Below are 19472 nucleotides of genomic sequence, written 5' to 3'. Positions count from 1 at the left end.
TTTTGTTATTCAGCCGGAACGCTTTGTGCGTCTCCGTCATCGCGTGCCGCGTCGATCAATGCGCGGCGCGCAAGGGCGTAATTGTCCTCGCCACCGGCTCGTTTTGCGCGGCGGTCATCCAGGATGCGCTCGACTGCATCCAGACGCCCGGCGCGCAGGCCGGAATCAATTGTGATGCGCTCGAATACATCACGTTGCGCGTGACTGCCACCTGCAAGTTGCATTCCGTCACGTGCTGTAGAAAGGAAATCAAAGGCTTGGCCGTACAGGCCGTCGCCAAATGCTTCCAACCCTTTGGCTGCTGCAACGCCCGGATCGGACATGCGGATCGGGGTGTCGCCCTGATTACGCTGGGCGTCTTTCTGGATGCGTTTCAGCATCTTTCCGGTCGCCTCGTCCCGGTTATCGCCAGTGAGGGCCAGGAGATAGTGCAGGTCGGCAAAGATCAGGCAGCCGTCTTCTGTGCGATTGGCGCTCAGGTCGGCCAGTTCTTCCCAACGATTGCCGACATTTACCCCCTCAAGCTCCAGACGGGACAATAACGAGGTCGCGTTCGAGATATCGCGGTAATCGTCGGTCTTGTCCTGACGGATGTAGTTGTCATACAGCTCCATCACCTGATCGACCTGACCCAGATCCAGATGCATCAGCGCTTTGTGCCACCAGACGTGATAGCGGAAGTTGTTGCAATGCGCCCAGGCGTCCTCGCGCCCGGCCAGCCAATCCAGACCCAACTGTGCGTTACCGGTCATCTCATGCACGTGGGCCACCGCGTGTAGGCCCCATGCGTCATCTGACACCATCCACAGCGCTTGACGGCCTGCAATCTCGGCCTTCTCATAGGCGCCGGTTTCTTCCAGCGCGAAAGAATGGCAGCCCAACAGATATCCACGGCCCGCGTGATCAGGCTCATACGCCGGCATCACACGTTCGATCGAGCGACGCATGCCTTCGGCGTCGCCCAGAACAAAGCGGGTGGCATGGCTAAGCTTCATCGCCAGCGAGTCTTGCGGATTGGCGCGCAGGATTTCCTCGAATTTCTGAACGGCTTGCGAGGGGAGATCGGCCAGATACAACTCCAGCGCCTGCACATACAGGCGTTCGCGTGCGGTTACCGGTTGACGCGTCATGGCTGCATTGGCAGCGGCCAGAGCCTCGACGGCGACAGGCATCATCTCGCGGCGGCCCAGCAGAACCATGAACAGACCTTTGATCGCATGGCCCAGGGCAAAATCAGGCTCAAGCTCCAAGACTTTTCCCAGATGCTGAGGCGTCACCGCCGCATGCGCCATGAACCCGAGCAGCACGCCATCCCACGCCTCGGCGCTAGCCGAATGGCTCAGGGTGTTCATCTGTCCGAAAACGTCTTGTTTCATGCTCGTGGTCCGATCCGTGTGAGAATTAGTACAATATTCGACTTACCAGAGACTCTAGTCGGGTCGTATCAGTATCGACCGACCTCTCGAATTGGTGAAATGCTGTGTGTGCAAAACGTGAAAAAAACCGCCGATTCAACGGCATGTTTCAGCAACATGCCGCCGAATTAGGCATTGTGTTTCAGTCTTCAAACGGGTTTTCGGCGTTCAGAACGGCCTGAGTGTCCGCGCCAAAGGTCGGTGGAGCACTGCGATATGTTACAGGCGTTTTGGACAGTTTCAGCGGATTTCCGATCAGATTCACCTGTGCCGGGTCGGCTTGCATGGCGATCTGCATCTGCCTTGCGGCGACCTGATCGGTGGCAAAAACCTGATCCAAAGTCTGCACCGGGCCCACAGGCACTTTGCGACTCTCAAGCTCGGCAATGACGGTTTCAGTGTCATAGTTTTGTACGGCTGGGCGCAGAATTGCATTCAGCGCATCACGATGTTCCAGACGTGATGGGTTGGTCGCAAAACGGGGATCGTCCGCTAGGGCAGGCTGCCCGATGAAGTCACAGAACCGTCTAAATTGGCTGTCGTTGCCAACCGCCAGGATCACGTGCCCGTCCGCCGTTTGATAGACGTCATAGGGCACGATATTCGGGTGCCCATTTCCGCGGCGTTGAGGGACGTTGCCAGAGGTCAGGTAATTCACGCCCTCATTGATCAGCCACGCAATTTGCGCGTCGACCAGCGCAAGGTCGATCTGCTGGCCCTCACCTGTTTGATCCCGGTGACGTAGCGCGGCCAGAATACCGACGGTCGCGTACATGCCGCACATCACGTCAGCGATGCCCACGCCCACCTTCATCGGCGCGCCTTCGGGGTCGCCGGTCAGCGACATGATCCCGCCATAGCCCTGCGCCATCAGGTCATACCCGGGTTTCGATGCGTTCGGCCCATCCTGCCCATAGCCCGAGATCGAGCAATAAACGAGGCTGGGAAATTCCTGCGACAAGGTTTTGTAATCCAAGCCGTATTTCGCCAGCCCGCCGGGTTTGAAGTTCTCGATCAGAATGTCCGCGTGCGAGGCGATGCGTCGGATTTCCGCCTGACCCTCGGGGGTGGTGATGTCGATGGCCACAGATTTCTTGTTGCGGTTGGCCGACATGAAATAAGCGCTTAGGTCCGATGCATTCCCATCCGCGTCCGTCACATAAGGTGGACCCCACTGCCGCGTATCATCGCCGCCGGTTGCCGGGTTTTCGATCTTGATCACGTTGGCGCCCAGATCGCCCAGCAATTGCGTGCAGGTCGGTCCTGCCAGAATGCGGGACAGGTCCAGAACCTTGACGCCCGTCAGCGGCCCCTCAAATCCGGCCATCATAGCCTCCACGGTCGATCTCGGCGGCGATGACGGTAAAGCTGTCGGCCTTGACCGCCGCGTCCAGCGCCGCGCGCAGCTCCTCGCGGTTGCGCACCGTGTGGCCGTTTCCGCCGAACGCGCGGCCCATGGCGGCAAAGTCGTGGCGGTCGAAATCCACGCCCGTATTGCCCATCTGGCGCTGGCGCTGTTTCAGCTCGATCAGCGCAAGGCTTGCATCGACAAAGACCAGAAAGATTGGGTTTCCCCCCATCTCGGCTGCTGTCGAAAGCTCTCCGGCAACCATCAGGAACCCGGCATCACCCGAGAAGCTGATCACCGGGCGGTCGGGTTCGGCAAGTTTCAGGCCAATCGCCATCGGCACGGCACAGCCCATGGTACACAGGGCCGAGGACTGGATCAGCCCGCGTTCCTCAGAGCAATCCCACATTTGGCTCAGCAGGATGCGATGCGCGCCGCTGTCGGCTGTCGCCAGCGTGTTGGCGGGCAGGGCAGCGCGGGTCTCAGCGATAACCGCCGCGGGACCCCAGTCGTCATCCGTGGGAAACGCCTGCGCCAAAGCGGCTTTGACTTGCGCGGGTTCGCCACCCAGCCAAGTCTTGCGCGACGGGGTGCCTTTGGCAATGGCCTCCAGCGTCTCGCCCGTATGCGCGACCAAATTCAGCCCCGCCTGATGCATGTAATGGTCATTGGGCACAGCCGAGACGTCGATCACGCGCTTTTCCGCTGGGTCCCAGATCTCACGCCAGCCGGGGCGCATTTCGATCGGGTCATAGCCCAGACACAGCACCAAATCGGCCTGTTCGACCAGCGGAACCAGATGTTTGTCGGCCAACGGCGAGAGGCCTGCGCCGCCCAGACACAGAGGGTGATCCTCGGGGACTACGCCCTTGGCCTTGTAGGTCGTCACAAATGGGATGTCGAAATGCTCCAGAAATGCCTGCACCACGTTGCGCGAGTCGTCATAGAGAACATCCAACCCGACAATTGCGATGGGCCGTTCGGCCTGCGACACCCAACGGCGGGCTTTCTCAACGCAGTCGCCCGCAGGCGACACAGTGGCGATCTTGGCGCGGCGGCGCGGTTTCACCCCCGACACGCGGGTATCCGCGACCGAGATCGGCACGTCGATATGCACCGGACCGGGGCGCGGTTGATTGGCCAACGTAACCGCCTTATCGGCAACAATGTCTGCGCCTTTGGCGGTCAGCGTAAACGTCCCCTTGGTGATCGAGCGATAGACCTGCGCGTGATCCATTACCTGATGGGTATAGGTCAGCGCCTCATCCGCATCGACGCAGCCGGTCAGCACGATCATCGGCACCCGGTCTTGCAAGGCATTGGCGACCACGTTGATCCCGTTCATCGCACCGGGGCCAAGGGTGGCGACCAGAATGGCAGGCGCGCCATCGCGGTGATGCACGGCCTCGGCCATGAAACCGGCGGCGTTTTCATGCTTGGTCAGGTGAAAGGTGATCCCGGCCTGTTCCAGCGCATCGACAAGGGTCAGAACCTCACCACCGGGCATTCCAAAGGCGTGGCGACATCCGGCCTCGTACAAACGTTGGGCCAGAAGGTCCGCTGCGCGGGGCGAGAGGTCTTGCATAAGTCATGCTCCGAAAAACTGTTTCACAGCAGATTGCGGAGGACAGCCCCGGACGCAAGGCGGATCACGTCAGTGTGACTATTTGACTGCTGTTTCAGCCACAGCCTGAAACTTGCCATCCAGCTCCTCAGCGATCTCGCGCAGGGGGTCTCCGCCCTCATAGACATAGGGCGCGAAGACAAAGCTGGGAGTCTTGTAGGATAGGGTGGCGGTGCCGTCCTCATTCTCGGTAACATAAAAGCGGATCGGCGCCTCGATCATCGCGTTCACCGAGGTTTCCAGCACACGCACCGCATAGTCGTTGTTGAAGGCACCAATGACCCGATTTCCGGGGATAGTGATCCCGCGCGATGCGGCGGCGTTGGTCGGGCCTGCCTGCGTGACCACGATCAGACCATTGGCTTTGATGGCATCCTTGGTGTCGGCAACCAACGCGTCGTAACTTTTGTCGGTTGCGTAGCTGGCCCAGCCCGACAGGGGCTCGTCTGACAAAGCAGGGGTCGCTGTCAGGGCAATCGCAGTCCAAAGGGCTTTCATCGGGGCCTCCTGTTTCGGGGTTGCGACTGTGATGCCAGAAAGCGGGACAGGGCGCACTAACAATCTTGTGCGTTTTCCCGATTGCGCCTGCGGTTGGAAACCCTCAGAAACAGGCAAATGCCCCCCGATGAGGTCCGAATTGGATCAGATGCGCCTGTTGATATGTTCGTCCTGTGCCGGTGCCCGCGATTGCGGGGCCGAGGTCAAAGCTGTCGAATCCGCCCTGACCCGCGCGGGGATTGAGGGGCGGGTTTCGGTCGATCAGCACGCCTGTTTCAGCGGATGTGCAGAACCCGTGGCCATCGCGCTGCAGGCTGATGGCGGGGCGACATATGTGTTTTCAGGGGTCGATGTCGCTTCGGACGCCGATGATATCGTGGCGACCTGCCGGACCTATCTGGAAAGCCCCAAAGGCTGGATCGAAGACGCCCGTCCTTGCGGGCGGCTTCGGATGTGTCTGCGGGCACGTATCCCGGCGTTTTAGTCTACCTGTACCATGACTGCAGCGCTGACCGGCACATTGTCGACCATCAAAGGGCTGTGGCTGTTGGCATTCAACGAGACCGAGACCTCGACCTCGCCCTGCGGCAGTTGGTCGATATGCATCCAATTGCCATAGAGCCGGGCCAGTTTCTGACCATTCACGTAGACATGCGCGTGTCCCTCGCCGTCGATATCGGTTTTTGAGGCATTTTGTGGCGAGAACTGGAAGTTCTGCGGCACAACATGCAGGTTCCATCCGGCCATGGGATCGGGGGTGAGGGTGATCTCAACTCCCGGAGCGTCCGCCCCGGCGGGCAGGTTGATTGCCGAAGAATGATCGTGGGCTGCGGTCTCGGCATGCGCGGCACCGTGGTGCGACGGATCGCCGTGGTCGTGACCGTCAAAGGTGACGCCATTGGCAGCGGCCACGACAAACCCCGCGCCGCTGCCAAAGACCAGACCTATTGCAAAAAGGGCAAGTGAGCGTGCCATTTCAGGTTCCTTGAGGATAAATGAAAGGCGCCGGGCAGAACCCGGCGCGATTGATTTTGTTTGGCTTATGCCGGAACTTCGGCCCGTTGGCTTTCATGCTGCCAGAAATACCCGGCAAAGGCACCCAGCAGAACCCAAGCCGCCAGACCCACACCGAAAGCACGTGCAGCGAACAGCGCACCAATCTCGGTCGGCACAGGGCCGGTGAACACGTCGGGCTCGGGCGCGCCGATTAGGTGCGGGGCCAGCAGCAGGGCGGCTGCGATCACATAGCTGACAAGGTTGCCGCCAAAGGCGATCAGCCACATGGCTACACCTGCTGCTGCGACAGTGGCAAACCACCAAACCTGACGCGCTGCGACATCCGCCGCTGCCACGCCGGGCACTTCGGGCGCCAACGAAAAACCGGGGGCGAGGTGAACCGCGATGAACCCGGCCAGGCCCCACAAGACGCCTGTGCGCCCATCGATTTTGTGACCACTGCCCTCGGCCACCGACATCAGCGCGATCATCATCAACGCATAACCTGTATAGATGAGCATGGTGAAAATAACGCTCAGCGCATCGCGGAACAGGTCCGAGAACATGCCCGGCAGTTCGGGATGTGCACTGATGGCGTCGCCACCGAAATGCACCAATTCACCTGATTCATACAGTTCCGCGTGCAGCAAAACAGGCTGCACAAACGCAAGCTGCAGCAGGGCGGCAATCAGCCCCGCTATAGCACCAGCGAACAACGCGCTGGTCAGAATGCGGCCAAACATGGGTTTAGTGGCAGGGGAAGCCGGTTGCGTGACGCACGTCATGGGCTGCGTCATGCAGGGCAGCGGCCTGAACGTGACCAGTCACCGAAATGATGCCAAGGCCCAGAACCACAGCGAACATGACCGGCAGGATACCAGCGCGCGAGGCGGTTTGTGTTTGTGTTGTCATTTTCAATTCTCCTGTGCCGTCGCACCCGACGGCCGGTGTTTCAAATCACGCCTGGCAGGTCTCCTGGCTTGCGGGTCAGGGCCTGTGCTCGCCTTCCCCCTGAAAATTCAGGAGTGGCTGGTTGAGCAAGGCTCACCGCTTACAGTCGCGGGGGCGGCTGTGGATTGGATCAACTCGGATCGCACCACATTCCCTCTTAGCTCGTCGCTGTGAACGACGGGACCAGACGGGTTCATCTAGCCTTCAAAACCCGCGTGGCGCAATCGCCATTCGCGACCAATTTGGTCAGTTCACGCACTTTTTGAGAAGATAGATATCCATGATCCACCCGTGATCGGCGCGCGCAGCGGCACGGGTGTCCAGAATCTGCTGCGCAACCTCAGCCAAGAGCCCCTTGATCAGAATTTCCTCTTTCATGCCCACATAAGCCCCCCACCAGATGTCATAATCTGCCATCTGAAGATGTTGGAACGAGCACTCACCATCCAGCATAATCGCCACGTTTGATGCACTTTCGGGCCAGCCTTCATCTCGTATCCGCCGCCCTGTGGTCACGACGTAAGGCGCGCCCAGATCATTGATCGGAATCGCATGCGCCGCTGTCAAAGCTTGAAGGGCAGTAATTCCGGGAATCACCCGCGTTTCCGGCTGAGGGTCCAGCCGCTCTGCAATCCGCAGTGAACTGTCATAGAGCGATGGATCGCCCCAGATCAGCAGCGCAACATGCTGCGCGCCCGGATGGGCGGCAATTGCCTCGCGCCAGCGCAGGGCGATGGCGTCGTGCCATTCATCCACTCCGCGCAGATACCCGTCATCGGACCGGCGCTTGGGGATGTCGAAATAGGCGATCTGCGGCGGCGTGTCGGTGACCTGCGCAATGATTTCTTCGCGCAGCCCGGCCAGATCGGCCTTGTTCTCGCCCTTGCGAGGGATCAGGATCAGGTCCGCCGCGCGGATCGCCTGCGCGCCCTGAAAGGTCACGTGGTCAGGGTTTCCGGTGCCGATGCCGATCAAGGTCAGGTCAAACATCGTCAAACTCTGCCAGAGGACCATAAAGGATCAGCGCAGGGGCGGTGCCGATTTCATCCGCCAGTTTCTCGGACAGCGCGCCTACAGTACTGCGATGCAGCTTCTGCTCGGGGGTCGAGACGGATTCGGCCATTAGTGCTGGCGTCTCCAGCGGGAGACCATGGGCGTGCAACGTTTCGACCAGCAGCGGAAAGGTGCGCTTGCCCATGAAGACGACCGTGGTCGCATCGGGGTCGGCCAGCGCGGGCAGGTTCAGGTCCTCGGGCAGTTTGCCGCTGACATCATGGCCGGTGACAAACTGTACTCGCCGCGCGGTTAGCCTTCGGGTCAGCGGGATGCCAGCCGCCGCCGCTGCCGCCACGGCCGAGGGGATGCCGGGGATGATCTCGTATTCGATCCCAGCCGCGCGCAGGGCGACCAGTTCTTCTTCCAGACGTCCGAACATGCCGCCATCGCCGGACTTCAACCGCACGACCCGCTGCCCGGTTTGCGCATATTCCACCAGCAACCGGCTGACATGGTCCTGCTTGGGCGAGGGGCGGCCCGCCCGTTTGCCCACGCCCACCAGATCGGCATCCTCGCGCGCATGGGTTAAGATCGGCCCGCTGCTGAGGTCATCAAACAGCACCGCATCCGCCTTTTGCATCCGGTCCACGGCCTTTAGCGTCAACAACTCCGGATCGCCCGGACCCGACCCGATGAACGAGACAAACCCACTCATACTGAGGCCTCCGCGATCAGGTGAAAGAACGTGCCGGTCACATTGCCGCGCACCGATCCGGTCTGAGGCCCTTCGGCGCCTTCTGCGTCAAACACGCGGGCCAAGGGCGCGTCGGGTTGTTCAATAATCGAGGAATAGTGGAACTCATGCCCCCGCAGGCCCGTGCCTACGGCAAAGCCGGGCATGGGGGCCAGCAGCTCGACCCGGCGATACCCCAGATTGAACTTGCGCTTCTCGTAAGATGTCACCAGCCCCAACAACCCGGCCATCTGATGCGAGACACCCTCTTTATCGATCAGAGCCTGTCCCAGCGCCATATACCCCCCGCATTCCCCATGAACGGGCTTGGTCTGCGCATGTCTCCGCAACCCCTCCTGAAAACTCGATGCAGCGGCCAGAGTGCCTGCATGCAGTTCAGGATATCCGCCCGGCAACCAAACCAGATCGGCATCCGCAGCCGGGGCTTCATTGGCCAAGGGCGAGAAGGGCAACACCTCGGCCCCTGCCGCGCGCCAACCTTCCAGCAAATGCGGATAGGTGAAGGAAAACGCTGCATCGCGGGCCAGTGCGATCCGTTGCGCCGGGGGCCGCGGCAGCGCGGCGGACGATGGCCCATTCGGGCCTGAGGATGCCGCCCGCTTGATCGCCTCAAGATCGACATGCTCGCGCAGGAACGCAGCATAGCCGACAATTGCGCTTTCCAGGTCGGGGTGTTCGACAGCCTGGATCAGACCCAGATGCCGCTCGGGCAGGGTTAGGTCGCCGCGCCGGGGCAACACGCCCAGTACCGGCAGGCCCGCGCGCTCCATCCCCAGCCGCGTCAACCGCTCATGCCGGGGGCTGGCGCAGCGGTTCAGGATCACGCCGGCAAAGGGCAGATCGGGGTTATACATCTTGAACCCCAAAGCCGTCGCTGCCGCCGACTGCGCCTGACCGCCCACATCCAGTACCAGCACCACCGGCCAGCCCATGCGCTGCGCCGTCTCTGCACTCGAGCCATAGCCCAGCTCTCCGGGTTTGGCGACGCCGTCGAACAGCCCCATTGAGCCCTCGGCGACCACGATGTCCGCGCCTTCGGCCTGTGCAGAAATGGCGTCCAACAGAGGCTCTCTCATGGCCCAGCTGTCCAAATTGAACGAGGCACGCCCCGCAGCCGCCCGGTGAAAGGCCGGGTCGATATAATCTGGTCCGCTTTTAAAAGGCTGAACGGTCAGCCCATCCTCGGCCAGCGCACGTAATAAGCCCAGCATGACCGTGGTCTTGCCGGTGCCCGAGGACGGTGCAGAAATCAGAAGGCCCGGAGGGTTAGTCATCGCGTCATTCATCCTCGGGGCTCCAGCTGGACCACGGGCTGTCAGCGCTTTGCGGGCGATAGCGGCGGTCGTAATCCTTGGAATACAGACAGCTTTCGTCGAACCCTTCGCCCGCGAGCGCTGGGCCGACCATGATCAGCGCGGTGCGGGCGATGCCGTCGTCCAGCGCGTCTTTCAGCGTCTCCAGCGTTGCACGGATGATGCGTTCATCGGGCCAGCTGGCGCGATAGACAACGGCCACCGGGCAATCGGCCCCATAGGCCGGGGTCAGGTCGGCGATGACCTTGTCTAAATTGCCGATCGACAGGTGAATGGCCAGCGTTGCGCCGGTGCGGGCGAAGTTCTCAAGCGTCTCACCCTCGGGCATCGAAGACGCGCGGCCCGGCGTGCGGGTCAGCACCACCGATTGCGCGAGGCCGGGTAGTGTCAGTTCCGTGCCCAAGGCCGCGGCTGCCGCGGCAAAGGACGGCACGCCGGGCGTGACGCTGACCGGGATACCCATCTCTTTCAACCGGCGGATTTGTTCGCCCATGGCGGACCAGACCGACAGATCGCCCGAATGCAGGCGGGCCACATCCTGACCAGCCTTATGGGCGGCATCGATCTCGGCCATGATCTGATCCAGATCCATCGGCGCGGTGTTGATGATCTTGGCTCCCTCGGGGCAGTGGCCAAGGATTTCCTCGGGCACCAGCGAGCCCGCATAGAGGCACACGGGACAGGACGCGATGATATCGCGCCCGCGCAGGGTCAGCAGGTCGGCAGCGCCCGGTCCGGCGCCGATGAAATGAACTGTCATTTTTGTCCTCCGATGGCGATGGCGCAGGTGGCCAGCCGGTCGTCTGATATCTGTCGGGGTGAAAGCAGCCGCGCGCCAGATCCAGCGGCGGCAAGGGCGGATGCTTCGGCCACGCTGCCGGTGCCATAACTGGCGCGGCTGCGGGGCGAGCAGGTGAGCGTGCGCTGCCCGGCCAGATCGGCGGGCGCGATGAAATGCAGGGGCAGGGCGGTTACGGCTGCGAATTCTGCCAGCGCAGCATGGCCCTCTTTGTCCGCGACGGTCGCCAAGGCGCTGACGGGGTGGTCAGAGGCGGCAGCCGCAAAGGCCGCGCGCAGACTGTCCACCGTCGCGGTGGAGGAAAAGCCAAGGCCCGCGACGATCATAGCGTGACGCTCCACTGCACCACCGGATAGCCGGATTTCCAACCCCGGCGCGGCCCCAATGGCGCAGCCTGCGCCAATTCAATCCGCAAAAGATCGCCGCCGCGTTTCTCATGCCACTGCGCCAGCAACGCCTCGCTCTCCAGTGTCACTGCATTGGCGACTAAGCGGGTACCAGCGGGCAAAGTGGCATACAGCCAGTCCAGCAGCGCGGCGCTTAGACCTCCACCGATGAACACCACATCCGGCAGGGACAACCCGTCCAGCGCATCGGGCGCAGTGCCGTGGATGACGGTCAGCCGATCCTGACCCAGCGCATCGGCATTGCGACGAATCCGCTCGGCCCGGTCCGCGCGGGGTTCAATCGTGGTGGCCGTGAGGGTCGGATCGCACATCAACCACTCGATACTGATCGAGCCGGTGCCGCCTCCGATATCCCACAGATGCTCACCGCGATGCGGGGCCAGCGCTGACAAGGTCAGGGCGCGGACAGGGCGTTTGGTGATCTGGCCGTCGGTCTCGAATATCTCATCCGGCTTGCCTGAGGATTTGGGCAGCGCGCGACCCTCGCCTGCGACTTCAAGCGCGACGCAGACCGGGTGATCGAACCCGCCCAGCAGCGCCTCGGTCAGGGACACACTGCGGGAACGTTCACGAGGGCCGCCGAGCGCTTCCATCACGTGTAGGCGGGTGTCGGCAAAGCCGGTTTCGGTCAGGTAGGTCGCCAGTTCCGTCACCGCAGCCCCGTTGCGCAGCAACAGAATGGCGCGCAGGCCTGGCGACAGATGCGGTCGCAGCCGCGTCAGGGGGGCGGCGTGCAGGCCGAAAGTCAGCGTCGCCTCCAGCGGCCAGCCCAGCCGCGCGGCGGCCAAGGAAAAGGTTGACTGGCCGGGCAGGGCGGTCCATTCCCCAGCCTCGAAATTGCGCGCGATGACCGATCCGGCACCAAACCAGAACGGATCGCCCGAGGCCAGCACGACAGTGGGTCGCCCCCGGAACCCCGTCAGCACGGGCAGCCCGTCGGCAAAAGGCACCGGCCATTCGACCCGCCGGGCCTGGCTGTCGGGGATCAGCGACAGGTGGCGCGGCGGGGCCATGATGATTTCAGCGCGGTCCAGCACTTGACGGCTTGCGGGTGACAGGCCATCAAGCCCATCCTCACCCAGGCCCAGAACGGTCAGCCACGGAGCTTCATGCATGACACACCTCCTGATCCTTGGCGGCACGACAGAGGCCAACGCCCTGGCTAAAACCGTGGCCGAACGGGGCATCCAAGCGACCTATTCCTATGCGGGCCGCATTGATAACCCGCGCCCGCAGCCGTTGCCGATGCGCGTGGGCGGGTTCGGAGGCGTGGACGGCCTGACCACCTACCTGCGCGATCACGCGATCACCCACGTGATCGACGCCACGCACCCCTTTGCCGCCCAGATGAGCGCCAACGCGGTGGCCGCCTGCCATAAGGCCGACGTGCCTCTGGCCGCGCTGACCCGCCCGGCATGGGTGGAACAGGATGGGGACGACTGGCAGCATGTTCCGGATATCGACGGCGCGGTGGCCGCCCTGTCCGCCGCGCCACAGCGGGTGTTTCTGGCCGTGGGCCGGATGCATCTTGAGGAGTTCGCCGCCCAGCCTCAGCATCGTTACTTGTTGCGGCTGGTCGATGAACCGGGTGCTCTGCCGTTGCCGAACTGCGACGTAGTTGTCTCGCGCGGGCCATTCACTCTGGCCGACGATCAGGCGCTGATGCAGCGCCATGGGATCCAGTTGGTCGTGTCCAAGAACGCGGGCGGCGTTGGCGCGCGGGCCAAGCTGGACGCGGCGCGGGCGCTGGGCCTGCCGGTGCTGATGATCGACCGTCCGGCCCTGCCGCAGCGGGTCGAGATGTCGAGCGTTGCTCAGGTTCTGGACTGGCTGGTTCATACCTGATCCTTGGCCGGTGTGAACCTCGGCGTGTAGACGATGGGCGCGCCGTCGCGCTCGATCACGCGGGTGCGGGACGAGCCGACGATGACCACCGTCTGCATATCCGCCATCTCGGGCGTGGCCTCGGCCAGTGTCGAAATCCGAATGGCCTCATCGGCGCGCGACACGGCGCGGGCGAACAGGATCAGCCGTTCGGGCTCGCATTCCTCGCGCAGGATTTCCAACGTTTTAACAAAGCCTTCCGGGCGGGACTTTGAGCGCGGATTGTAAAACGCCATTGAGAAATCCGCTTGTGCCGCCAGCCGCAGACGCTTTTCGATCAAGGACCACGGCTTGAGGTTGTCACTCAGGTTGATGGCGCAGAAATCATGCCCCATCGGTGCGCCGGCACGGGCCGAGGCCGCCAGCATCGCCGTGATCCCCGGCAGCACATCAATCTGGATATTGCGCCACTCGGGCGGGCCATCCTCCAACGCCTCAAACACTGCGGCCGCCATCGCAAACACACCGGGATCGCCCGAGGACACCACGACCACGCGCTTGCCCTCGGCCGCCATTTGCAACGCGTGCTGCGAGCGGTCGATCTCGACCCGGTTGTCACTGGCGTGCAGCGTCAAGCCTTCGCGTTCGGCCACGCGGGCAACATAGGGGATATAGCCGACCACGTCCGTGGCCTCGGCCAAAGCGGCAGTCACCTCGGGCGTCACCAGCGCATCATCCCCTGGTCCAAGACCGGCGATCTTGACCCAGCCACTCATGGCCTGCGCCCCTGACCGTGCACGATGATGATCGAGAAATAGGGTGTGACCTTTTCACAAGCCTCGGACAGTTTCGTCACCGTCTGGCTCGGCATTTGCGCAAATTCCACGATCCACGCGCGGTCATAGAGGCCCGCCGTCTTCAGCGCGCGCTTCACCTTGTCGATATTGCGCCCGATCTTCATCACGACAAGCGCGTCTGTCTGTGCCATGCGCTGCGCCAGATCGTCCTCGGGCAGAGTACCCACCAGTACGGTCAGCACGTCATCACCCCAGGTGATCGGGTCTCCGGTCGCCGTCCACGCGCCCGACATGCCGGTGATGGCAGGCACGACCTCGACATCAGATTCGTAGCGCAACCGGTTGTAAAGATGCATGAAAGAGCCGTAGAAAAACGGATCGCCCTCGCACAAGACCACCACGTCTTCGCCCTGTTCGGACAGAGCCTTCAGATGCGCGGCGCAGTCTTCGTAAAACGCCGAGAGCAGCTCGTTATAGCGCGGATCGCTCACTGGGATCTCGGTTGTGACCGGGTACTCCATCGGGAATTCGACGGCATCTTCGGGTATCATCCCATTGACGATTTTGCGCGCCTGTCCGCTGCGACCGGGCTTGCGGAAAAACGCCACGTGGCGCGCGTTGCGCAATAGGCGGTCGGCCCGGACGCTCATCAGGTCGGGATCGCCGGGGCCGAGGCCCACGCCATAGATGGTGCCGCTCATTCCGCGCGGCTCGCGATGGCGTTGATGGCGGCGACGGTGATGGCGCTGCCGCCCAGGCGGCCCTTGACGATGCAGGAGGGCACTGGCTGTGCCTCCCACAGGGCGTCTTTGGATTCGACCGCGCCGACAAAGCCCACGGGGCAGCCGATGATGGCGGCGGGGCGTGGGCAGGCGGGGTCTTCCAGCATGTTCAGCAGATGGAACAGCGCAGTAGGTGCGTTGCCAATGGCGACAACGGCGCCTTCCAGATGTGGGCGCCACAGCTCCAGCGCGGCAGCCGAGCGCGTGTTGCTCATCTCGGCGGCCAAGGGGCGCACACGTTCGTCATGCAGGGTGCATATCACCTCATTGTCAGCGGGCAGACGGAACCGGGTCACGCCCTCGCTGACCATGCGCGCATCGCACAGGATGGGTGCGCCGGCTTCCATTGCAGTGCGGGCGGCGGCCACAAAACCGGGCGAGAAATGCACGAACTCTTCAAGCCCCACCATGCCGGCCGCGTGGATCATGCGGACGGCGACCTGTTCCTCGTCGGCGTCGAACCGGGCAAGATCAGCCTCGGACCGGATGGTGGCAAAGCTTTCCTTATAGATCGCAGCGCCATCGGTTTCATAAGTATAGGGCATCAGGTGAAGTCCATATTCATCAGTGTTTCTTCGGTCAGGCCGGTCTGGCAGGGCTCATCCCCCGCGCGGCCCTGTTTGACAAGATCAAATCGTCCGGCATTGCCGATCAGCGTCACATCGGCCAGGCCCATGCGCGCGCATCCTTTGGCGCAGCCCGAGACATGCAGGCTGCCCGGTACGCGTGCGGCCAAAGCACGGGCGACGTCGCGGGTTTCCACCTGCGCTTGCGGGCAATATGGCGCGCCGGGGCACGCGTCGGTCGTCACAAGCGGGTCGGTTCCGTCCGTAACAAAGGCCGGCGCGGGTATCGCCGCCCCACCTTCCAACAGGATCAAGCGCCAAGGGGTGACCCGCAAGGCAACGGCCCTGCTTTGCGCGATCAGGCCTTTCAGGGCGCGCGCAGGCAGTTGCCCAAAGGCTGCACCATAGAGCGTCCCCTGATCGCAGAGTCCGGGTTGCAGCGGGGTGCCCACCGGGCCCGGTGTCGTTCCTTGACACTCCGGCGGCAAGTTCGAGACCACGCGGGCCATGCGCCTGCTCTCGGGCGTGTAGTTTTGGGAGAACCATGCGGCCAAGGCGATCAGCAGTTCGATGGCTTCCGATTCTTGGACCAAACGTCCGGTGTTTGCCCCATCAGCGCGCAAGATCAAACCCTCTGGGCTTGTTTCCAGCCGGATATCGGCTGAATCCCCAGCCAGCAGGCGCTCAGGTCCAGTGTCGATGGCAAAGCCGAACTTGGCGGGCAGTGCGGGCAGTTCGGCCAGCCGGTCAATAAGCTCTTGCGCCAGCCGAGCGGTCAGGTCTCCGGATTGGTACAGAGGTGAGACCAGAATGTTGCGGCGCACCTCGATCCCCGGCTCGGCGTCCAGCAGGTTCAGCGCGGCCAGTTCGGCCAGCAGGGATTGATGATCCGCCTCGGCCACGCCCCGCAGCTGCAGGTTGGCGCGGTTGGTCAGGTCGATGGTGCCATTGCCAAAGTGTTCCGCCAGATCGCACAGACCTAAGGCCTGCTCAGCTGTCAGACGAGCCAGCCGCGGCCGCACCCGGACCACCAGCCCATCGCCCGACATCATCGGACGGTGCGCGCCGGGGCACCAACCCTGTACGACGGGGGCGCTCATCCCAGCCCCTCCAGATCGGCGCGAATCGAGTTGCGGCGTGTGTTCCAAAGCCCCGCCTCAAGCAAAGCGCGGAACCGGTCCTGCATGGCCTGATGCGCTTTAGAGTTGGCCTCGGCCAGAAAGGCGTTGACCTCAGCGTCGCCCAGCGTGGCATCGTGGTAAAGGTCGAAAAGGTGCGGCGCGACTGTGCCAGATAGATGCGCGAATGAGGCCATATGATCCAGCGTCGCGGCGATCTCGGCTGCGCCCCGGAATCCGTGGCGTTGCATCCCGGTGATCCAGCCGGGGTTGGCGGCGCGGGCGTGGACCACGCGGCTGATTTCCTCGGGCAGGGTGCGCGCGCGCGGGGTGTCGGGGTTGGTATTGTCCAGATGATAAAGCTGCGCCGTGCCGCCTGTGATCTTTTTGGCGGCGGCAAACCCGGCCTCATGCGTTGCATAGTCATTGGCCAGCAGCAGGTCGGTCTCGGTCAGATCCTGCAGGTGCACGAAACTGTCGGCATTGGCGACGCGCTGGGTGATGCCGTCTTTGTCTTGCGCGATGTGCTCGCCCTCCAACGCGTAAGAGCTTGCATCCAGCCATGCCTCACCCGCCTGCGCGCGCGCCTCGTCGGTGTAGATTTCCGACAATTGCGTCATGTTCACGCCATAGCTGCCGGGGGCGGGGCCATAAACGCGGGCGGCGGGCTCCTGACCGGCATAGGGGTTCCAATCGGCGGCCTCATCGCGCGCCGACAGCGCCCGGATCGCCTGACCGTACAGCGCCGAAAGCGTTGGGAACACGTCGCGGAACAGGCCCGAGACCCGCAGCGTTACGTCCAGACGCGGGCGGCTAAGGTCGGTGATGGGCAGAACTTCGATGCCCGAGACCCGCTCGGATCCCTTATCCCAGACCGGTTTGACGCCCAGCAGGTGCAGCGCCATGGCGAATTCTTCCCCGGCGGTGCGCATGGTGGCCGAACCCCAGAGGTCAACGATCAGCCCTTTGGGATAATCGCCTTCCTCTTGCAGGTGACGCCGCACCAGTTCCTCGGCCAGTTTCACGCCTTGGGTATAGGCCGCACGAGTCGGGACCGAGCGCGGATCGGTGGTATAAAGGTTCCGCCCGGTAGGCAGCACGTCCGAGCGGCCACGATAGGGCGAACCGGATGGCCCGGCCTCGATCCGCTTTCCGGCTAGTGCGTCGATTAGGGCGTTGCGTTCAGACTGGGCGGAAGGCGCGGGGTCGAAATTGCCGGTCACTTCTGGCACCCGGCCAAAGATGTGCAGCCCGTCGCCGAACTGGCTTTCCTTGATGTCACAGACAAAGCGGTCGATGCGGGTGATCGCCTCGGCGGTGCAGGTGGCCTGATCCAGACCCAGATCGCTTTCCAGCCCGATGGCCTGAGCCTCATTCCGGATATCCTCTTGCAAACGGTCGCGGCGCTTGGGGTCCAGACCATCGGCGTTCGAGAATTCGTCCAGCAGGGACTCCAGCCGTACCATCCGATCCGGTGTACCGCTTTCTTTCAAAGCGGGCGGGATGTGGCCCAGCGTGACCGCGCCGATCCGGCGCTTGGCTTGCGCCGCCTCGCCGGGGTCATTGACGATGAAGGGGTAGATCACTGGCAGGTCGCGGATCAGCGCCTCGGGCCAGCAACCGGCTGAGAGCGCCACGGATTTGCCGGGCAGCCATTCCAACGTGCCATGGGCTCCGATGTGGATCAGCGCATCGGCATTCAAGCTTTTACGCAGCCAAAGGTAAAAGGCGACATAGCTGTGGCGCGGGGTGCGCGACAGGTCATGATAGTCGTCATCGCGTAGCTCGGGCGTGCCGCGTTCAGGTTGCAAGGCGACCAGAGCCTTGCCCCGACGCAGGGCGGTGAAGTGAAAGGCACCATCGGTGTAAGCGGGGTCATCCTCGGGAGCGCCCCAAACCGTATGCAAGTCGGTGCGCAGCTGTTCGGGCAGGTCCGCAAGCGCGGCCTGATACTCGGCCAGCGGCCATGCGATCCGGGCGTTCAGCAGCGTATCAGCGATTGGTTTGGCAGGGGCGGTATCATAGCCCTCGGCTTGCAGGTCGGACAGCATCGCCTCAGCCGAGGCCAGCGCGTCGAGGCCCACCGCATGGGCCATTTGCCAATCTTTGCCGGGATAGGTGGACAGCACCAGCGCGGGCACTTGATCGGCTTTGGGTTTATCCTGCAGGTTCAGCCAGCCGGTCACCCGGTCAAGGATGGCTTCGATCCGTTCCTCTTCGGCCCGGTGGGCAAAGCGGGAATATTCCAGATGCTGGTCGCGCTTGCCCGGCTCCTTGAACGAGGCGATGCCTGCTGAAATCCGCCCGTCCACCTCGGGCAGCACCACATGCATGGCGAGGTCGGCGGGCGAGAGACCGCGTTCCGCTTCGGCCCAGGCTTTGCGGCGCGAGGTGGCCAGTGCGACTTGGAAGACGGGTACATTGGCGGCGTCCAAGGGCGAGGTGCCAGATGCGCTTTTACCCGAGAAGGAGGTGGCGTTGATGATCGCGGATGGGGTCAACGCGGTGACGGTGTTGCGCAGCCAGTCCGCAGCTGCCGGGGCCTTTAGCGAAGGGGCGAAGAGCCCCACGGCTTCAAATCCACGTGCGCGCAGACTGCGGATTAGGGCGGCCACGGGGGCGGTGTCGGCGGATGTCAGATAAGCGCGGTAGAAGGTGACGAGGATGCGTTTCGCATCCCCGGAAAACGCCTGTTCCGCCGGAATCACTCCGCGATCGGGGCACCATGCGCCGCAGTCGGGCAGGGATTTGGCGCCCATCACCGGGCCCGCATAGAGCCCCGCTGCCAGTGCCATCTGTGCCAAAGCGGCTTGTGCTGCAACCTCGCCGCCGGTGTCACACAGGTGCGCTAAGCGGCGCAGGGTGGAGACGGGCAGGGTGGAATACTCATCCAGTCGCGTATCCTCGCGCCCGTCTGCGGGCAGAACGGCCACAGCAATTCCCTTGGCCTGCGCCAGGGCCAGAACCTGCTGTAGCCCGTAAGCCCAATAAGGCACCCCACCGATCAGACGGATCAGGATTCCCTTGGCGCCCTCCAACGTCTGCTCGACATAGGTGTCAACGGACAGAGGATGTTTCAGAGCCGTCAGATTGGCCAGTCGCAGGGTCGGCATCCGACCCTCGGGGCCGCCGCCACGATGCCAGCCTGCCGCGAAAGCGCCAAGGTCACTGTCCGAAAACGACAGCACCACCAAATCCGCCGGGCTCTGGCCCAGATCGGTTGGGGTCTCAGATTCCTCTAACCCGTGGCTTTCGCGGAAGACGACGTGCATGGTTTACTCTGT

The 19472-nt window shown here is 63.0% G+C and carries 20 protein-coding genes and 1 riboswitch; of the genes, 2 read left to right on the top strand and 18 right to left on the bottom strand.

Annotation, left to right across the window (positions count from 1 at the left end; translation table 11 throughout):
- Nucleotides 1-5 precede the first annotated feature (5 nt).
- The 4 genes from GOV80_RS02590 to GOV80_RS02575 form a co-directional block, all read right to left on the bottom strand.
- A complete protein-coding gene (locus GOV80_RS02590; protein WP_170782734.1) occupies nucleotides 6-1376 on the bottom strand; it encodes a tetratricopeptide repeat protein in 1371 nt (456 codons plus the stop codon).
- 181 nt (nucleotides 1377-1557) lie between these two features.
- The gene (locus GOV80_RS02585) at nucleotides 1558-2742 is read right to left on the bottom strand and encodes a CaiB/BaiF CoA transferase family protein (RefSeq protein WP_170782733.1); all 1185 of its coding nucleotides are present in this window, start codon (nucleotides 2740-2742) and stop codon (nucleotides 1558-1560) included.
- Nucleotides 2729-4348, bottom strand: coding sequence for a thiamine pyrophosphate-binding protein (locus tag GOV80_RS02580; protein ID WP_170782732.1), 1620 nt, complete (start codon nucleotides 4346-4348; stop codon nucleotides 2729-2731). Before GOV80_RS02580 ends, GOV80_RS02585 begins: the two co-directional genes overlap by 14 nt.
- 78 nt (nucleotides 4349-4426) lie before the next feature.
- A complete protein-coding gene (locus GOV80_RS02575) occupies nucleotides 4427-4885 on the bottom strand; it encodes a DUF302 domain-containing protein (RefSeq protein WP_170782731.1) in 459 nt (152 codons plus the stop codon).
- Nucleotides 4886-5033: 148 nt separating this feature from the next.
- On the opposite strand from GOV80_RS02575, the gene GOV80_RS02570 reads away from it, so the two are divergent.
- Nucleotides 5034-5369 carry a DUF1636 family protein gene (locus GOV80_RS02570; protein WP_170782730.1) on the top strand — a complete coding sequence of 112 codons (336 nt, stop codon included), beginning with the start codon at nucleotides 5034-5036 and terminating at the stop codon, nucleotides 5367-5369.
- Here GOV80_RS02570 and GOV80_RS02565 read toward each other — a convergent pair.
- The 9 genes from GOV80_RS02565 to cbiE all read right to left on the bottom strand — a co-directional run bounded on the left by GOV80_RS02565 (nucleotide 5366) and on the right by cbiE (nucleotide 12216).
- A complete protein-coding gene (locus tag GOV80_RS02565; protein WP_170782729.1) occupies nucleotides 5366-5860 on the bottom strand; it encodes a hypothetical protein in 495 nt (164 codons plus the stop codon). The genes GOV80_RS02570 and GOV80_RS02565 overlap by 4 nt on opposite strands.
- A 65-nt stretch (nucleotides 5861-5925) precedes the next feature.
- On the bottom strand, nucleotides 5926-6624 hold the full coding sequence (locus tag GOV80_RS02560) for a CbtA family protein (protein WP_170782728.1): 699 nt from the start codon (nucleotides 6622-6624) through the stop codon (nucleotides 5926-5928).
- 4 nt (nucleotides 6625-6628) lie between these two features.
- Complete coding sequence (locus tag GOV80_RS02555) at nucleotides 6629-6793, bottom strand: CbtB domain-containing protein (RefSeq protein WP_170770220.1); 165 nt, start codon at nucleotides 6791-6793, stop codon at nucleotides 6629-6631.
- A 36-nt stretch (nucleotides 6794-6829) separates the two neighbouring features.
- Nucleotides 6830-7035: riboswitch (cobalamin riboswitch) on the bottom strand.
- A 43-nt stretch (nucleotides 7036-7078) separates the two neighbouring features.
- Nucleotides 7079-7822: a precorrin-6A synthase (deacetylating) gene (gene cobF, locus GOV80_RS02550; RefSeq protein WP_170782727.1), complete on the bottom strand. Its 744-nt coding sequence runs from the start codon at nucleotides 7820-7822 to the stop codon at nucleotides 7079-7081.
- Nucleotides 7815-8543 carry a uroporphyrinogen-III C-methyltransferase gene (cobA, locus tag GOV80_RS02545; protein ID WP_170782726.1) on the bottom strand — a complete coding sequence of 243 codons (729 nt, stop codon included), beginning with the start codon at nucleotides 8541-8543 and terminating at the stop codon, nucleotides 7815-7817. The genes cobF and cobA overlap by 8 nt, the downstream gene beginning before the upstream one ends.
- A complete protein-coding gene (locus tag GOV80_RS02540; RefSeq protein WP_237215595.1) occupies nucleotides 8540-9868 on the bottom strand; it encodes a cobyrinic acid a,c-diamide synthase CobB in 1329 nt (442 codons plus the stop codon). Before GOV80_RS02540 ends, cobA begins: the two co-directional genes overlap by 4 nt.
- Complete coding sequence (cobM, locus tag GOV80_RS02535; protein WP_170782725.1) at nucleotides 9861-10655, bottom strand: precorrin-4 C(11)-methyltransferase; 795 nt, start codon at nucleotides 10653-10655, stop codon at nucleotides 9861-9863. Before cobM ends, GOV80_RS02540 begins: the two co-directional genes overlap by 8 nt.
- The gene (locus GOV80_RS02530; RefSeq protein WP_170770228.1) at nucleotides 10652-11020 is read right to left on the bottom strand and encodes a cobalamin biosynthesis protein; all 369 of its coding nucleotides are present in this window, start codon (nucleotides 11018-11020) and stop codon (nucleotides 10652-10654) included. The genes cobM and GOV80_RS02530 overlap by 4 nt, the downstream gene beginning before the upstream one ends.
- Nucleotides 11017-12216, bottom strand: coding sequence for a precorrin-6y C5,15-methyltransferase (decarboxylating) subunit CbiE (gene cbiE, locus GOV80_RS02525; protein WP_170782724.1), 1200 nt, complete (start codon nucleotides 12214-12216; stop codon nucleotides 11017-11019). Before cbiE ends, GOV80_RS02530 begins: the two co-directional genes overlap by 4 nt.
- Between cbiE and GOV80_RS02520 the strand changes: the two genes are divergently transcribed.
- Nucleotides 12215-12946: a cobalt-precorrin-6A reductase gene (locus GOV80_RS02520; protein WP_170782723.1), complete on the top strand. Its 732-nt coding sequence runs from the start codon at nucleotides 12215-12217 to the stop codon at nucleotides 12944-12946. The two genes, cbiE and GOV80_RS02520, sit on opposite strands and share 2 nt — an antisense overlap.
- Here the strand turns inward: GOV80_RS02520 and cobJ are convergent.
- Genes cobJ through cobN form a run of 5 tightly spaced genes read right to left on the bottom strand, consistent with a single transcriptional unit; the run spans nucleotide 12937 to nucleotide 19460 of the window.
- A complete protein-coding gene (gene cobJ, locus GOV80_RS02515) occupies nucleotides 12937-13701 on the bottom strand; it encodes a precorrin-3B C(17)-methyltransferase (RefSeq protein ID WP_170782722.1) in 765 nt (254 codons plus the stop codon). The genes GOV80_RS02520 and cobJ overlap by 10 nt on opposite strands.
- Nucleotides 13698-14423, bottom strand: coding sequence for a precorrin-2 C(20)-methyltransferase (locus GOV80_RS02510; RefSeq protein WP_170782721.1), 726 nt, complete (start codon nucleotides 14421-14423; stop codon nucleotides 13698-13700). Before GOV80_RS02510 ends, cobJ begins: the two co-directional genes overlap by 4 nt.
- Nucleotides 14420-15049 (bottom strand): precorrin-8X methylmutase, encoded by a 630-nt coding sequence (locus tag GOV80_RS02505; RefSeq protein WP_170782720.1) that lies wholly within the window; start codon nucleotides 15047-15049, stop codon nucleotides 14420-14422. Before GOV80_RS02505 ends, GOV80_RS02510 begins: the two co-directional genes overlap by 4 nt.
- On the bottom strand, nucleotides 15049-16170 hold the full coding sequence (gene cobG, locus GOV80_RS02500) for a precorrin-3B synthase (RefSeq protein ID WP_170782719.1): 1122 nt from the start codon (nucleotides 16168-16170) through the stop codon (nucleotides 15049-15051). The genes GOV80_RS02505 and cobG overlap by 1 nt, the downstream gene beginning before the upstream one ends.
- Nucleotides 16167-19460 carry a cobaltochelatase subunit CobN gene (cobN, locus tag GOV80_RS02495; RefSeq protein WP_170782718.1) on the bottom strand — a complete coding sequence of 1098 codons (3294 nt, stop codon included), beginning with the start codon at nucleotides 19458-19460 and terminating at the stop codon, nucleotides 16167-16169. The genes cobG and cobN overlap by 4 nt, the downstream gene beginning before the upstream one ends.
- Between the last annotated feature and the right edge of the window lie 12 nt (nucleotides 19461-19472).

Origin of the sequence: Ruegeria lacuscaerulensis (assembly GCF_013034685.1) — a bacterium.
GTDB classification, from domain to species: Bacteria; Pseudomonadota; Alphaproteobacteria; order Rhodobacterales; family Rhodobacteraceae; genus Ruegeria; species Ruegeria lacuscaerulensis_B.
Note: the sequence above shows the minus strand (reverse complement) of the source record. Positions and strands in the feature narration are given on the sequence as shown.